Genomic DNA, 15,233 nt, shown 5'->3' on the forward strand with positions numbered 1-15,233 from the left:
GGGCGAACTTCGCACGCCCGCGCCCCATCACCCCCGAGGAGAGGCGATGTGTGAATGTCAGGTTTGATTACCGAAGCAGTATTGGCGCGACTCGAAAAGGTAGACGCGGTTCCCAGGGAACAAGATCTGTACGCCGGGGACGGCACCGATTTCTACGAGCGACTGGTCGGTCCCGACCGTGCAGAGATTCGAGAGATGCTGGCGCTCGCGAGAGACGCCGCGGATCCCATTCTCGATATCGCCGCAGGTGCGGGAAGACTGACGCTTCCGCTGGCGAGATCGGGCAGACGGGTGACCGCAATCGATCTGTCCGATGACATGCTCTCCCACCTTCGCCGTGCGCTGCCGGAAGAATCGACGGTGGAGTGCATCGTCGCGGACATGCGCGACTTCTCCCTTGAGCGTCGATATGGACTCGTCATCATCGGCGCGACATCCATCACTTTGCTCGATCGGGTGGGGCGGTCGCTTCTCTACGCGAACGTGCATCGTCACCTCGCCGCCGGCGGCGTGTTCGCCTTCACGGTCGCCGGAGGCAGCTCAGCGGAGAGCCTCATGGTGCCGAGAGCTCAGGAGATCAGCGTTCCAGGGCCCCGTGGGGAGGAGACCTATCTCTTCGCACAGCAGATGGAAGAAGGCGGTGCGGCGCGGGTGGTCAATTGGGTTCGCGTCTCTGACATCGCAAAGGGCGGGGAAGTGCCGGTGCTCACCAGCCGCCTGCAGGTTCTCGACCACGATGTTCTCTCGCGCGAGCTCATCGAAGCCGGTTTCACCCCTCCTGCCGTGTCTCCCGTCCGAACGAACCACGGAGTGGAGATCCTCCTTCTCACGACGACGTGGGCAGGGTTGCCGGGGTCACCGGGATTGCCGGGAGCGGCGGATGACCATGCGTCCGACTAGCCCCGCTCGTCGACGGGTGTCCCGCGAGACAGCTCCGCTCGCTGCCGACGCGCGGCCGCGTCTCGCCTCTGACATCGCCTTCGAGGTGGTCGCCGATGAAGCGGTATGGATCGTGATGGTCCATGGCGTGCCTTCGTCGAGGGTCTCGCGGACGGTCGTCGACCTGCTGACGGCGATGAACGGCGAAACCCCGCTTCGCGATCTGCACGTGCACTTCGCCGCAACCGAGTCGTTGGAGAGCTTTCTTCACCTCGCCGAGCGCTTCCGCGCCAATGGACTGCTGGAAGGCGACACCAAGCTCCCGCCCGGACGACTGACCTATCGTCCGCCTTTCACCGTGCAGTTCGCGACACTTCATGCGCCGGGCATCTTTCGTCGCCTGGACCGTCTGCTCGTCCCGCTGTCACGCCGCACGGTTCTGATTTCGGTCGTCGTCCTGCTCTGCCTGGGGCTTCTGGCCGCAACCGTTCAGGCGCGGGACCTGCTGAACGTCATCACCACGCCGATGCCATTGACCGGCCTCCTGATTCTCGTCGCCGTGCTTTCGCTCATGACCCTGCTCCATGAGGTCGCCCACGGACTCACGCTCACAAGGTTCGGCGGAAGACCCCGACGGGCGGGCTTCATGCTCTTCTATCTCGCTCCTGCGTTCTTCGTGGATGTGACGGACGGCTGGCGCCTCCCGGACCGCAGGCAACGCGTTGCGATCGCCTTGGCGGGCCCTGCCGTGCACGCTGTGGTCGCCGCCGTCGCGCTCCTTGCCGCGCTCGCGCTTCCTCAACCGGCCATCCACCAGATCCTCCTGCTGCTCGCGCTCTCCTGCGCCGCCATCGTTCTCGTCAACCTGATCCCGTTCGTGCGGTTCGACGGGTACATCGCGCTGATGAGCGCCCTCGATGAGCCGAACCTCAGGGTCCGCGCGATAGCGGACGGTGCGACCTTCCTGACCCGCTTCCTGTTCGGCGGACGTCGGACGAGCAAGGGGCTCGACGCGTGGTGGAGCGTCCCGTTCGGTCTTGCCAGCCTCGTGGCACCGGTCGTGCTGGTGTTGTTCGCCGTCGCCCGTACCGCTCAAGCGCTCGCCGGGGGCGGACCGGTTCTCGGTCTGTTCGTGGTCGCGTTGGAAACGGTCGTCGTCCTCGTCGGCATCGTGCTCCTGTCGAAGGCCCTGCGACGCGTGCTTCGAGCGGATGTTTCGCGGCTCCGATTCGCCTTCGTCGTTACCGCACTGGTCGCGAGCATCGCAATCGCTGGGGTCGTTATCCCCGTCCCTCTGACCGCCACGCTCGGCTATGCCACGCGCGACGACCAGGTCGTCCTCGTGAGCGCAGGCGACGAGGCCGAGGCAGAAGTGCCAGAGGGCGCCCCTGTCGTATTGATGAGCAACGGCGTCCTCGCGAACGTGCAGATCGGCGAGGGAACAGTCAGGCCTCGGCGACCGGTACCGACGACGGTGCCACTTGATGCTCTGTTTCCGGTGACGGCAGATGGTGTATCGGTCCCCGCAGTGATCGTCGCCGGGGTGGACGTCTCCGAGGAGAGCGGTGAGCTGCCGGCGACCGGGCAAGCCCGTGTGGAGCTCGGCACGAGAAACCTGTGGCAGACGCTCTGGACGAGGGGCGTGACACTGCCGCTGTCGACCCTTCAGAGCGAGAAAGAGGAAGAGGATGAGAAATGAACGACCACGCGATTGAAGTCCGAGGACTCACGAAGAAGTATGGCCGTCGGACCGCCGTCGAGGAGCTTTCGTTCGTCGTGCCGCGCGGCTCGGTCGTCGGCCTTCTGGGCCCGAACGGTGCGGGCAAGTCGACGACGCTGCGAGCGATCGTCGGCCTGCTCACGCCAACGAGCGGCGACAGCGTCATCGACGGCGTGCCCTTCTCCGCACTCGACAACCCCGCATCGCACGTCGGTGTCCACATGGACGGGTTCGGCTTCGAGCTGGGCATCACTGCGAGAAGGCACCTGGAGATCTCCCGCCTCGCGGCCGGCGCACCCCGCAGCCGCGTCGACGAGGTGCTCGAGGAGGTGGGGCTCGCAGCCGACGCGCATCGCCGCGTGAAGACGTTCTCGACGGGGATGGCCCAGCGGCTCGGGTTGGCTACCGCGCTTGTCGGTTCGCCCCGGACGCTGATCCTGGACGAGCCGGCGAACGGGCTCGACCCGGACGGCATCCGGTGGCTTCGCACGTTCCTCCGGGACTTCGCAGAACGCGGAGGTACCGTGCTGGTCGCCAGTCATCAGCTTGGGGAACTGGAGCAGTTCGTGGATGAGGTCGTCGTGATCAAACGGCGTGCTCTCTTCGCCGGGCGGCTGAGCGACCTCGTCACCAGGGAAGCAGACTCCCTCGAGAGCAAGTACTTCGATCTCGTGGGAGGAGCGTCCGCATGAGGAACGCGATTCGCAGTGAACTGTTGCGTTCAGTGAGCGGACTCTCCGTTCTGCCGGTCTATCTCGTCGCCCTCCTCATGCCGGCCTTCGTGCTCTTCTCCGACGGCTCGCGTTTCGATCTCGCCGGTGTGGATTCCAGCACGGCCACGTTTCGTCTTCTCGAGCCGCTCGCCTGGTCTGTGATCTCCGCGGCATTCGTCGGTGCGTATGCCGTCACCCGCGAGTACTACTACGCGTCGATGGACAGAACTCTCACGGGAGTCGGGTTCCGTCGCGCGTTCTGGGGAAAACTCGTCGCGGGGGCGGTCATCGCGATCGCGCTGTCGGTGGGCATCTTCGTTCTATGGACGACGGGCGTCTTCTTCTTGCTCCAGAACGGGCTCACGCTCGCGCTCACGCAGGATGCGTGGCATCTGTATGTCGGCGCCCTGGCCGGTGCGGTTCTCGGCGCACTGATCGGAGTGTCCATCGGCTGGATCACCCGCAACTACTACGTGACGGCGATCATCGTCCTCGTTCTTCCGATGGTCGTGGAGTTCGCACTGCTGCGCACGGCGCCGGAGGTGGCGAAGTTCTCGCCCGGATTGGCGATCGCCGCCTTGGGGGTCCCCGGATACGAGGATCGACTGCTCGAGTTCGCGCCGGCCCTCGGCGTCGGACTCGTGTGGACTGCCGGTCTGGTCGTTGCGGCCTGGTTCCGGGGACGCCGGGGAGTCGCGTGATCGGCCAGGCCCTTCGAGCGCAGGCGCGCAGCTTCGCAGGCGACGTCGTCCTCCTCGGTGTGGTGGCCGCAGCGCTCGTGTTGTCGCTCTCCTTGGCGACCAGTGTCCCGCCCGACATGGCGGAGGCGCCGGTCGGCGTCCGGGCGGCGTTCACCGAGCCGTTCGGCGTCGTGGTCGCGACCTATGGAGCAGTTCTCGCGGCGGTCTATGGCTCTTTCCGTTACACCATCGACCGCCGTGACGGCGTCATCGCGCAACGCCTGACGATGGTGCCCCGGTGGGCGACCTTTCTCGTCAGGGTGCCGGCATCCGCCATCGGCGGGGCGGCTGTGGCGCTCGCGGGAGTCGTCGGCGGCCGCATCGCGCTGGGCATCTCGATGGGCGGTGCGCCGCTGGACTGGTCGGCCGTCGGGTCCGCATTGGCGTTCGGTGCCGTTGCGGGCCTCTGGGGAATGGGACTGGGGGTGGTCGTACAGGTCCATCTCGTCGCACTCTTCGTCGCATCCGCGTCCATGAGCGCGGCCCTGCTTCTTGCGATGTTCTGGAGCGCCGGTGCGATCTATCTCCCACCCCTCGTGATGCTCGAAGCCGTGGGGTTCGACGTCTCCGCCGTCGGCATCATGCCGGAGGACCGTCTCGACCGCTCCCTTGCTGTGTGGGTGACGGCGGGGTGGGTGCTGGTGGCTCTCGTCGCCGGGGGAGTCTCGTTCCTGAAGCGCGATGTGAAGTAGCCGACGGCAGCAGTCGGGGAGGACGTTCGGATCGGTGCCGCGCGACGACGTAGGATCCCTAGGTGGCAACACCCAAGATCGTCCTCTTCTACGCGTTCACGCCCCTCGCCGACCCCGAGGCGATCCGGGTCTGGCAGCGCGACCTCGGTGAGGCCCTCGGCCTGCGCGGAAGGCTGCTCATCTCGAAGGATGGGATCAACGGCACGCTCGGCGGAGACATCGGCGCTCTGAAGAAGTGGTCGCGTTCGTTCCGCTCGTATCGACCGTTCGCCGACGCCGACATCAAGTGGAGCGAGGGGACCGGGGTGGATGCCGAGGGGCGCAGCCTCGACTTCCCCAAGCTCAGTGTCAAGGTGCGCGATGAGATCGTGTCGTTCGGGGCGCCGGGTGAACTCCGGGTCGATGAGCACGGCGTGGTCGGTGGAGGCACGCGGCTGACCCCGGAAGGGCTGCACGGCCTGATCGACGAACGTGGCGACGACGTGGTGTTCTTCGACGGTCGGAACGCTCTCGAGGCGCAGATCGGACGCTTCCGTGGCGCGGTCGTGCCCGACACCGAGACGACACGGGATTTCGTACAGCTCCTCGACTCGGGCGCCTACGACGATCTGAAGGGTAAGCCCGTCGTGACGTACTGCACCGGCGGCATCCGCTGCGAGGTGCTGTCGAGTCTGATGACGGCCCGCGGCTTCGGCGAGGTCTACCAGCTCGAGGGTGGCATCGTCCGCTATGGCGAGAAGTACGGCGACGACGGGTTGTGGGACGGATCCCTCTACGTGTTCGACGGCCGGGGTTCGGTCGACTTCTCCGACCACGCCCGCGTCATCGGCGAGTGCGCAGGTTGCGGGGCGCCGACCAATCGCACGGCGAACTGTCCCGACGTCTCCTGTCGATCGCAGTTCGTCGTGTGCGAGACCTGCGTCGCAGTGTCCTGCCCCGCCCACGCGGCCTGACGGAGCGCGCGGCCTGACGGAGGGCCCCGCCTCGATTCCGGAGCGGCCTGTTCAGACAGCCACTCCGGGCTCGGCGGCTCGCGGCGCGTAGAGCGAACGTGGCAGCAGGGCCGCCTGCACCCTCGTCGGCCGATCGGCGCTCTCGCGCAGGCGCGTCAACACGTCGCGCAACGGTTCCGCGAGGTCTTCCGAGACCTCGCGGGAGCGCGCGTAGTTCGCCTGCTCGACAGCATCCGTGAGCCGCCGCATCGCCGCCGGGTCCACGTCGTGCTCGCGCACCAGACCGGCCGCCCGCACTCGCGGGGTGTCGGCGTCGGACACCGGCAGCTGCAGGTCGATGAGGGTGTCACGGAGCTCGGCCCAGGCCGCGGCCGAGTCCCCGCGGCGTGCGCGTCCCAGTCGGGTGCGGCGTTCCGCGAGACGGATGAGGGCGGGAAGCAGGAGCAGCACGATGACGCCGAGAGCGGTGAAGGCGACCGGCACCGGGTCGAGGCGTCGCAGATCGTCGCTGCCGGACGCGCTGCTTCCGGGATCGGAGCGATCGACCTCGGGGCCCGAGGTCTGCTCGGTCTGCGGAGCCGTTGTCGGTGCGGGAGTCGACGGGGTCCCGGAGCCGCCGCCCTGCGTCACGCCCGGGCGGAACGCGGTGGGTACTCCCAGCGACGCGGTGGGCTCGAACGGAACCCACCCCACTCCGGGGAACAGCACCTCTGGCCAGGAATGCAGTTGATCGCTGGTCACCGAGAAGACCGACTCGGTGCCGCGCTTCTCGTCGGTCAGCGAGCCGGGAAGATAGCCGACGACGATGCGTGCCTGCATGTCCAGGCTCTCCGCCATCAGGGCGAACGCCCCGGCGAAGTGCACGCAGTAGCCCGACCGCGCTTCGAGGAACGCGGCCACCGCTTCGGCACCGGTGCCGTCGAAGCCCTCCTCCACCGGAGTCTCCAGCGAGTAGGCGAACTGCGAGCGGAACCAGTTCTGCAGGGCGATGAGCCGGTCGTAGTCGGAGCTCGCGGCCGCGGTCACATCGGTGGCGAGCTCGCCGATGATGCCCGGCAGCTCCACCGGTTCGGCATCGGGATCCACGACCGGCGCAGCAGCGTCGATGGCTCGGATCTGCTCGAGCGTGGGGATGAGTCTCGTGGAGGTGACCGTGTAGTCGTTGCCGACGGCGTCGGCGCTGCGAGAGAAGACCGTGCGGTTGTCCGGTGCGATCCGCCATGACCCGCTGAGCCCCTGCACGGCGGTGGCCGGATACGGCACAGGGAGCCACGAGCTGGACATCCGCAGCACCCGGACGGAGGTGTTCTGCTCCTCGGTCGCGACCTCGTCACCCCACTCCGGGGCTCCGAACCCCTCGGCCTGCGGCTGCAGATCGACGTCGTCGGGCTGCCAGACGCGACCGTCGAACCGAGAGAGCGTCGTCAACCTCAGGTAGGGGGCGGTGTCGCCTTTCGAAGCCACTGTGAGGACCTCGACCGGATTGGGCTGCCGCAGATCGTCGCCGAGGCGCAGCGATGCATCGACGGTGACGCCGACTCCGTTGCCGGCCATGGTCGCCGTGACGGGGAGCGCCGGAGCGATGACCACCGTCGTCGCGAGCGCGGCTGCCCCGACTGCGACGGCGAGTGAGGTGGAAGACCGACGTGGAGACTCCGGGTGTTGCCGTGCGGTGTACCGGAAGAGGAGGAGGGCGACCGCCCCGAAGAGCACGAACCAGACGACGTTGGTGTCGCCGAGAGTGACGATCATCGGCACGGCGCCGACGATTCCGGTCAGCAGCACGGCGAGCACCGCCGAGCGGTGCGCCACGAGATGATCGAGCAGGATCGCGATCACGGCGAAGCCGACGCCCATCGCGGCCGCGAGGCCGGGAGAGGCATCCAATGGTGCGGAGCCGAAGACGACCGCCTCGTAGGCGTCTGCGCCGAGCGCTCCGAAGACCGCCACCGTCGTCGAGGTCGGGATGATCCCGAACACGGCGGTGCTGCCGGCCACGAGCATCGTCACGATGGTGATCGCCACCATGATCTGGACGAGCAGGGTGCCGAGATCCTGGATCCAGGCGTCCCGGCGCCGCAACAGGTTCCGCATCAGCATCCCGGTGCCCGCCACGACGACGATGACGATGAGAACAGTGAACGACCATGCTCCGGGCGCGATGACCGAGGTGAAAGGCCACATCGCCACGATCGACGCGGTCGCGGCCAGCGCTCCGGCGGCGACCACCCCGGTCGGTTCCTCGTGGTCGCGGTGCCAGCGCGGAGGCGTCTGCTCGACCGCCTCGGCCGCCCGCGGGCGCTCAGCGCGGAACATCGCCGACCCCGATCCGCGCGGAGACCGCATCTTCCCAAGCCTCGGCGACGTCTTCTCCCAACGGCACGACCGTCCACCCATGCAGGACGGAGGCCTCGGCGGCGCCAGGGAGCAGCTCCGTGCTGAACAGCATGGGCGCTGAGGCTCCCGCCGAACGAAGCAGAGCGGCATCTTCCTCGTCGAGGCGGCCGGTGATGTAGACGAGCGGGCCGGGAGGGGTGCCGCCGATGAGGGCCATCAGGTCGCGGCCCTCGCCTCTGGGCGTGACCATCGCGAGGGCTGCGAGCAGTCCGTCGCGATCGTCCTCGTGACCGCGGAGTGCGCCGAGCAGGGTGCCGGCGCTGTCGATCACGTCGACGCTGTATCCCTCCGACGCGAGGTGCACAGCCGCAGAGGCGCACAACGACACCGCGGCTTCGAATGCAGGGTCGGCTTCGGTTCCCGGCGCGTCCCAGTGACGGCTGCTGCGGTCGAGCACGACCACGGCGTCCGGGCTCGACTCCTCCTCTTCCTGGCGCACCATGAGCTGGCCGCGGTGCGCGGTCGCCCGCCAGTGGATGCGACGCATCGAGTCGCCGGGGATGTAGCCCCGCGGCGAGAGGTTGTCGCTGCCCTGCCCGAGTCTGGTCGACGAGGTGTGCGCGGTGCCACCGGCTGCTCCGACCCGCACGGCGAGAGGCGCGAGGGCGAACACTTCGGGGACGACGGTCACGCTTCGCGTCTCTCCGAATGCCTGCTCGCGCTGCGCCAGCCCGAACGGATCGACCGTTCGCAGCATCAGCGGACCGAGCGGCCAGACACCGCGTCTGACGCCGGTGATCAGATAGCTGAGCTGCCCTGTCTCGGGGGGATATTCCCCGCCGGAGTCTCCGGAGACCGCGTCCGGGAGCACGTCATGCCAGAGGCCTCGGGGCACGCGGATCGCGCGCAGGGTGAACCGCACCGTCACCCGTGACGTCTCGGACACCGTCAGCAGGTCGGTGGAGATCCGTCGGGTGACGGTCCCCGACCGGCGCGGCAGGCGGACGGCGAGCAGCGAGAACAGGGTGACCGCGGCGAGCAGCACGCCGATGTAGAGCAGGATGCGCGTGCCGAGGAGGTTGGCGGCGATCATGCAGCAGAGCGCGGCGACGAGCGCACCGGCACCGCGGCCGGTGAGGGATCGACGTCTTCGCATCATGGGCTCGTTCAGGAACGGGTCGCGACGGGCACGCGCACCCGTTCGACGATCTGGGTGAGCGCGGCCTCGACCGGCTGCGCTCCGGCGCGGTGGGCTCCGCGGGCGGGCAGGAGGCGGTGCGCGAGGACCGGGATCAGCAGAGCGGTGATGTCGTCGGGGATCACGTATTCGCGTCCGTCGAGGGCGGCCCACACCTTCGCGGCCCTGACCAGCTGCAGAGTCGCCCTGGGGCTCGCGCCGAGATGGAGGTTCGGGTCGGAACGGGTCGCCTGCGCGAGGGCGACGGCGTACTCCTCGAGGGCGGGAGCGACATGGACCGAACGCGCCCACGCGATGAGCTGGGCGATGGAGGCGGCATCGGCGACCGGGGTCACGGCGGCGAGCGGGCTGACCACATCGCGTTGGCGGAGCATGAGCGCTTCGGCGGCGGCATCCGGGTACCCCATCGAGATGCGCATCATGAAACGATCGCGCTGAGCTTCGGGAAGGGCGTATGTGCCTTCCATCTCCAACGGGTTCTGGGTGGCGACGACGAGGAACGGCTGGGGGAGCATGTGGGTGGACCCGTCGACGGTCACCTGTCCCTCTTCCATCGCCTCGAGCAGCGCGGACTGCGTCTTGGGCGAGGAGCGGTTGATCTCGTCGGCGATCACGATGTGGGCGAAGACCGCGCCGCGCTTGAATTCGAACTCCCGGTCCACGGGGTTGTAGACGGAGACGCCGGTGACATCGCCGGGGAGCAGGTCGGGGGTGAACTGGATGCGGCGAACCGTCGCGTCCACGCTCGCGGCGAGGGCGCGGGCCAGCATCGTCTTGCCGACGCCGGGGACGTCTTCGATGAGCAGATGGCCCTCGGCCAGCAGGCACACGAGCGCACTGCGAACGGCATCCGGCTTGCCGTCGATGACCTGGCCGATGGAGCCGAGGATCGCAGAGGTCTGCGCGGCGAACCGTTCGGCGTCGATGGTCACCGGGCTCAGGGGGGCGTTCTCTGGCATGCGTTCCCTCTCACGTCGGCGCTGCGGTGCGCGTTACTCGATCGTAACCCTGTGGAGGGCGCGCTGCTCTGGCAGGTTCCCCTGAGGTTGCAGGCATCGGGAGGCCGCTGTTCGAAGCAGTGCGTTCCTCGGGCTAGGATGGTTGACGGCTCTCCGCGTGGCGGCATCCAGGCCAATTCCCCCAGGGCGGAAACGCAGCAAGGGTAACCGGGCTCTGCTGGGTGCGCGGAGAGTCATTTTCTTTGCCCAAGGGTCGGTCGGCACGGATCCTCAGTCCACTCCTGGCTGCACCTGCGACAATCGTGCGGTGACCGTCACCCAGCCGCCGAAGGCGCAGCATCCGCTCGGCCGATTCGCCTCGCCGGTGCTCCTGCTCGTCGCGATGTGGGTCGTGCAGTTCGCCGATGCGATCCTCCCCGGCTCGTTCACCGGCTTCGGACTGCGGTCCTGGGATGTCTCGGGGCTGGGCGGCATCGTGCTCGGTCCGCTCCTGCACGCGAACTGGCAGCACCTCATCGGCAACTCCGTGCCGTTCCTCGTGCTGGGCTGTCTCGTCGCGGTCGAGGGCACCCGACGGTTCTGGGCTGTCACGGCCGTCGTCGCGGTCATCGGTGGCATCGGCACCTGGGTGTTCAACGCCCCTGGCACCCTGACGGTCGGCGCCTCCGGACTCGTCTTCGGCTACTTCGGCTACGTCGTGATGCGGGTCTTCGCCCCCGGTCGCGTCGCGCACCGCATCCTCTACGCGGTGATCGCGGTCGTCGTGATCGCGCTGTACGGCGGTTCGATGCTGGCCGGTGTCTTCGGCGTCGCCGACGGCATCTCCTGGCAGGGACACCTGTTCGGAGCCATCGGCGGCGGCATGGCCGCCCTGATCGGCCGACGTCCTCGAGCCGACCGCGCAACCCTGACGTCATGAGCGCCGCACCGGCATCGCGGGCGAAGCGCAGACCTGCGACGAAGAGGCCGACGGCCAGGCGCAAGAACAAGCGGAGAGGTCGGAAGCCCGGCACTCGACGGCAGGCCGCGAACCGACTGCGGCGCCGGAAGATCCTGCAGCGAGTGCTCCTGTCGCTCGGGGCCGGCGTGGTCGTCGTCGGCCTTTTCGTGCTCATCCCACTGGGCCTCGCGCGCGACCCCGCCCCGATCTGCATCGATGACCCGCAGACCTTCCCGGAGGCGGGCATCGAGGGATGGAGCGGCGAGCAGCTCGACAACGCGGCGACCATCATCCGCACGGCGGGTGCGCTCGGTTTCGCCCGCGAGGGACAGATCCTCGGGGTGATGACGGCGATGGGCGAGAGCAGCCTGCGCAACATCGACTACGGCGACTGGGAGACGCGCGGCTTCACCAACCCCGACGGCTCGCGCACGACCAGCATCGGGCTGTTCCAGCAGCAGGAGTGGTGGGGCAGCGCCGAGCAGCGGATGGACCCGGCGACGGCGACGACCCTGTTCTTCGACCGGCTGGGGCGGCTGCCCGACTGGCAGGGCATGGAGCCCTCGCACGCGATCCACCGGGTGCAGATCAACACCGACCGTGACTACTACTCGCGGTTCCAGGCCGATGCCACGGCTGTGGTCGACGCGATGTCCGGCCCGTGCGAGTGATGCTGCGGCATTAGACCCGGTGCGATCCTCGGTGGGTTCATGGATGCCGCGCCTAAGCTGAAGTCGTGGCGCAGAGCATCTACATCACCTCGGCCGAAGGACACACCGGCAAGTCGACGATCGCCCTCGGGACGCTCGACGCCCTGATGCGCGTCTCGCCGCGGGTGGGGGTGTTCCGTCCGATCGCACGCTCCGTCACCGCGCGGGACGAGATCCTCGAGCTGATGCTCGCGCACGACGGCGTGCACCTCGACTACGAGGACTGCATCGGGGTCACCTACGACGACGTGCGAGCCGATCCCGATGCCGCGCTGTCGACGATCGTCGCGCGGTTCAAAGCGGTCGAGGCGCAATGCGACTCGGTCGTCATCATCGGCAGCGACTACACGGATGTCGCAAGCCCGGCAGAGCTCGGGTTCAACGCCAGGATCGCCGCCAACCTCGGCGCCCCCGTGCTGCTCGTGCTCAGCGGCCGCGACCAGCAGCGCCAGGCGGAGCAGCTCGGCACCACGACGGCACGCCCCGCAGCCGCGATCGCACAGATCGCCGCGCTCGCACTTCCCGAGCTGGCGCAGGAGCGGGCCGAGCTGTTCGCCGTCGCCGTGAACCGGGCCGACCCGGAAGCACTCGACGCCATCGTCGACGCCGTGCGCGCCGCGCTGCCCGAGGAGCACACCCCGGTGTGGGCCATCCCCGAGGACCGTGCGCTCGTGGCCCCTTCGATCAGGGGCATTCTCGCCGCCGTCGACGGAAAGCTGCTCAAGGGCGACGACGACCGGTTGACCCGGGAGGCGCTGACCATCGTCGTCGCCGGCATGTCGATGGTGAACGTCCTGCCGCGACTGACCAATGAGGCGGTCGTGGTCATCCCCGCCGACCGCACCGAGGTGCTGCTGGCAGCACTGCTCGCCGACTCGTCCGGTACCTTCCCGCGCATCGCCGGCATCATCCTGAACGGCCCCTTCCCGTTGCCGGAGCCGATCGTGCAGCTGCTCGACGGATTCGTCTCGACGGTGCCGATCATCACGACCGATCTCGGCACCTACGACACGGCGATTCGAGTCATGAACACGCGCGGCCGCATCTCGCCGGACTCCCGCACCCGCTACGACCGTGCGCTCGGGCTCTTCCAGGCGCACGTCGACATCGTGGAGCTCACCGAGCAGCTCGGGCTCGCCGAAGCGCACGTCGTGACGCCGCTGATGTTCCAGTACGGACTCATCGAGCGCGCTCGCGCCGATCGCCGCCGCATCGTCCTTCCGGAGGGCGATGATGATCGCATCCTGCGCGCCGCCGGCACCCTGCTCGCGCGAGAGGTGGCCGATCTGACCGTCCTCGGCGACGAGGCGTCCATCCGGGCCCGTGCCGTCGAACTGGGCGTCGACATCGCCGCGGCCCAGGTGCTCAGCCCGACCGACCCCGAGCTGGTCGAGCGCTTCGCCGCGGAATACGCGCGACTGCGGGCGCACAAGGGCATCACCCTCGCCCAGGCGGCCGATACGGTGACCGACGTGTCGTACTTCGGCACGATGATGGTGCACCTGGGACTCGCCGACGGCATGGTGTCAGGTGCCGCGCACACGACAGCGCACACCATCCGTCCCTCATTCGAGATCATCAAGACCAAGCCGGGGGTCCGGGTCGTCTCCAGCGTGTTCCTGATGGCGCTCGCCGACCGGGTGCTCGTGTACGGCGACTGCGCCGTGATCCCCGATCCGACCAGCGAGCAGCTCGCCGACATCGCGATCTCCTCTGCCACGACCGCTCGTCAGTTCGGCATCGATCCGCGCGTGGCGATGCTGTCGTACTCGACCGGGGAGTCCGGAACCGGCGCCGACGTCGACAAGGTGCGCGCCGCGACAGCCCTCGTGCGCGAGCGTGCACCGGAGCTGCCGGTCGAGGGGCCGATCCAGTACGACGCGGCCGCCGATGCCGCCGTCGCCAAGGCCAAGCTCCCTGATTCAGCTGTGGCCGGCCGGGCGACCGTGTTCGTGTTCCCCGACCTGAACACCGGCAACAACACCTACAAGGCCGTGCAGCGTTCAGCCGGTGCGGTCGCGATCGGTCCGGTGCTGCAGGGGCTCAACAAACCCATCAACGACCTGTCGCGCGGCGCTCTCGTCGACGACATCGTCAACACGGTCGCGATCACGGCGATCCAGGCGCAGGGAGAGCAGGCATGAGCGCGATCCTCGTGATCAACAGCGGATCCTCTTCGCTGAAGTACAGCCTGATCGACATCGAGCAGGAGAACCTGCTCGCCAGCGGGCTGATCGAGCGCATCGGCCAGGACGCGAGCCCCGTCGCGCACACCGTACGCCCGGCGACCGACGGCGGAGCCGTGCCGACCATGCTCGATGCCACCTATCGCAGCGAGCTGCCGATCGCCGATCATTCCGCCGCCTTCGAGGTCATGCGCGAGCAGTTCGCCGCGCACGGGCCATCGCTCGACGAGCACCGTCCTGTCGCGGTCGGACATCGCGTGGTGCACGGCGGGGCGCGGTTCTACGCCCCGACGCTGATCGACGCCGACGTGGAGCGGCAGATCGACGAGCTCGCGGTGCTCGCGCCGTTGCACAACCCTGCGAACCTCGCCGGCATCCTGGCCGCGCGAGCCGTGTTCGACCAGGTGCCGCATGTGGCAGTGTTCGACACCGCCTTCCACCAGACGCTTCCGCCGGCGGCGTATACCTATGCGATCGATGCCGCGCTCGCCGCAGAGCATCGGGTGCGGCGCTACGGCTTCCACGGCACGAGCCACCAGTACGTGAGCGAAGCGGCGGCGGCGTTCCTCGGCCGCGACCTCGCAGGGCTCAGACAGCTCGTGTTCCACCTGGGCAACGGGGCATCCGTGACCGCGATCGACGGCGGACGCTCGGTGGAGACGTCGATGGGCCTGACGCCGCTCGAGGGCCTGGTGATGGGCACGCGCTCCGGCGACATCGATCCCGCAGCGCTCGTGCACCTGTCCCGCCGCGCCGGCCTCTCGATCGACGACCTCGACTCCCTGCTCAACACCCGCAGCGGCTTGCTCGGTCTCGCCGGCCGCAGCGACATGCGCGACATCCTCGCCGGTGTGGCAGACGGGGAGGATGCCGCGATGCTCGCATTCGACGTCTACGTGCACCGTCTGCGCGCCTATGCGGGTGCGTACATCGCGCAGCTCGGGGGAGTGGACGTCATCTCCTTCACAGCCGGTGTCGGCGAGAACGCGGCGCCGGTGCGGGCGGCAGCGATGGCGACGCTCGGCTTCGCCGGCATCGAGATCGATCCGGTCCGCAACGAGGCCAGAGAGCGCGGCATCCGCCGGATCTCCACGGATGTCTCGCCGGTGACGGTGCTCGTCGTGCCGACCGACGAAGAACTGCAGATCGCCAGACAGACGGCCGAGCTGATCTGATCCTTCAGCGGGGGTTACCCCGCGGTGCGCC

General features: G+C 68.5%; 13 protein-coding genes and 1 other RNA gene. 11 read left to right on the forward strand and 3 right to left on the reverse strand.

The window, feature by feature from the left end; translation table 11 throughout:
* The first annotated feature begins 54 nt into the window (after positions 1 to 54).
* The 6 genes from mpaM to ACIQTX_RS06945 all read left to right on the forward strand — a co-directional run bounded on the left by mpaM (position 55) and on the right by ACIQTX_RS06945 (position 5,697).
* On the forward strand, positions 55 to 900 hold the full coding sequence (gene mpaM, locus ACIQTX_RS06920) for a daptide-type RiPP biosynthesis methyltransferase (protein WP_402970518.1): 846 nt from the start codon (positions 55 to 57) through the stop codon (positions 898 to 900).
* Positions 881 to 2,578 carry a daptide biosynthesis intramembrane metalloprotease gene (gene mpaP / locus ACIQTX_RS06925; RefSeq protein WP_402970521.1) on the forward strand — a complete coding sequence of 566 codons (1,698 nt, stop codon included), beginning with the start codon at positions 881 to 883 and terminating at the stop codon, positions 2,576 to 2,578. Before mpaM ends, mpaP begins: the two co-directional genes overlap by 20 nt.
* Positions 2,575 to 3,291 (forward strand): ATP-binding cassette domain-containing protein, encoded by a 717-nt coding sequence (locus ACIQTX_RS06930; protein ID WP_402970524.1) that lies wholly within the window; start codon positions 2,575 to 2,577, stop codon positions 3,289 to 3,291. Before mpaP ends, ACIQTX_RS06930 begins: the two co-directional genes overlap by 4 nt.
* A complete protein-coding gene (locus tag ACIQTX_RS06935) occupies positions 3,288 to 4,013 on the forward strand; it encodes an ABC transporter permease (RefSeq protein WP_402970527.1) in 726 nt (241 codons plus the stop codon). Before ACIQTX_RS06930 ends, ACIQTX_RS06935 begins: the two co-directional genes overlap by 4 nt.
* Positions 4,010 to 4,744 (forward strand): hypothetical protein, encoded by a 735-nt coding sequence (locus tag ACIQTX_RS06940; RefSeq protein WP_402970529.1) that lies wholly within the window; start codon positions 4,010 to 4,012, stop codon positions 4,742 to 4,744. Before ACIQTX_RS06935 ends, ACIQTX_RS06940 begins: the two co-directional genes overlap by 4 nt.
* A gap of 62 nt (positions 4,745 to 4,806) precedes the next feature.
* Positions 4,807 to 5,697, forward strand: coding sequence for a rhodanese-related sulfurtransferase (locus ACIQTX_RS06945; RefSeq protein ID WP_402970532.1), 891 nt, complete (start codon positions 4,807 to 4,809; stop codon positions 5,695 to 5,697).
* Positions 5,698 to 5,748: 51 nt separating this feature from the next.
* Here ACIQTX_RS06945 and ACIQTX_RS06950 read toward each other — a convergent pair whose 3' ends face one another.
* The 3 genes from ACIQTX_RS06950 to ACIQTX_RS06960 are packed head-to-tail and all read right to left on the reverse strand — an operon-like array spanning position 5,749 to position 10,191.
* Positions 5,749 to 8,043 carry a DUF3488 and DUF4129 domain-containing transglutaminase family protein gene (locus ACIQTX_RS06950; RefSeq protein WP_402970534.1) on the reverse strand — a complete coding sequence of 765 codons (2,295 nt, stop codon included), beginning with the start codon at positions 8,041 to 8,043 and terminating at the stop codon, positions 5,749 to 5,751.
* Positions 8,000 to 9,190, reverse strand: coding sequence for a DUF58 domain-containing protein (locus ACIQTX_RS06955; protein ID WP_402970537.1), 1,191 nt, complete (start codon positions 9,188 to 9,190; stop codon positions 8,000 to 8,002). The genes ACIQTX_RS06950 and ACIQTX_RS06955 overlap by 44 nt, the downstream gene beginning before the upstream one ends.
* A gap of 11 nt (positions 9,191 to 9,201) precedes the next feature.
* Complete coding sequence (locus ACIQTX_RS06960; protein ID WP_028503398.1) at positions 9,202 to 10,191, reverse strand: MoxR family ATPase; 990 nt, start codon at positions 10,189 to 10,191, stop codon at positions 9,202 to 9,204.
* Between the two features lie 144 nt (positions 10,192 to 10,335).
* Between ACIQTX_RS06960 and ffs the strand changes: the two genes are divergently transcribed.
* The 5 genes from ffs to ACIQTX_RS06985 all read left to right on the forward strand — a co-directional run bounded on the left by ffs (position 10,336) and on the right by ACIQTX_RS06985 (position 15,202).
* An RNA gene (gene ffs / locus ACIQTX_RS06965) (signal recognition particle sRNA small type) lies at positions 10,336 to 10,432 on the forward strand.
* Between the two features lie 66 nt (positions 10,433 to 10,498).
* Positions 10,499 to 11,110, forward strand: coding sequence for a rhomboid family intramembrane serine protease (locus tag ACIQTX_RS06970; RefSeq protein ID WP_402970541.1), 612 nt, complete (start codon positions 10,499 to 10,501; stop codon positions 11,108 to 11,110).
* Positions 11,107 to 11,802, forward strand: a complete 696-nt coding sequence (locus ACIQTX_RS06975; RefSeq protein WP_402970544.1) for a hypothetical protein — start codon at positions 11,107 to 11,109, stop codon at positions 11,800 to 11,802. The genes ACIQTX_RS06970 and ACIQTX_RS06975 overlap by 4 nt, the downstream gene beginning before the upstream one ends.
* Positions 11,803 to 11,867: 65 nt before the next feature.
* Entirely contained in the window at positions 11,868 to 13,985 is a 2,118-nt protein-coding gene (gene pta, locus ACIQTX_RS06980; protein WP_402970547.1) for a phosphate acetyltransferase, read from the forward strand.
* Positions 13,982 to 15,202, forward strand: coding sequence for an acetate/propionate family kinase (locus ACIQTX_RS06985; protein WP_402970550.1), 1,221 nt, complete (start codon positions 13,982 to 13,984; stop codon positions 15,200 to 15,202). The genes pta and ACIQTX_RS06985 overlap by 4 nt, the downstream gene beginning before the upstream one ends.
* Positions 15,203 to 15,233: the final 31 nt, after the last annotated feature.

Origin of the sequence: Microbacterium sp. NPDC090281 (assembly GCF_044769635.1) — a bacterium.
Taxonomy (GTDB): Bacteria; Actinomycetota; Actinomycetes; order Actinomycetales; family Microbacteriaceae; genus Microbacterium.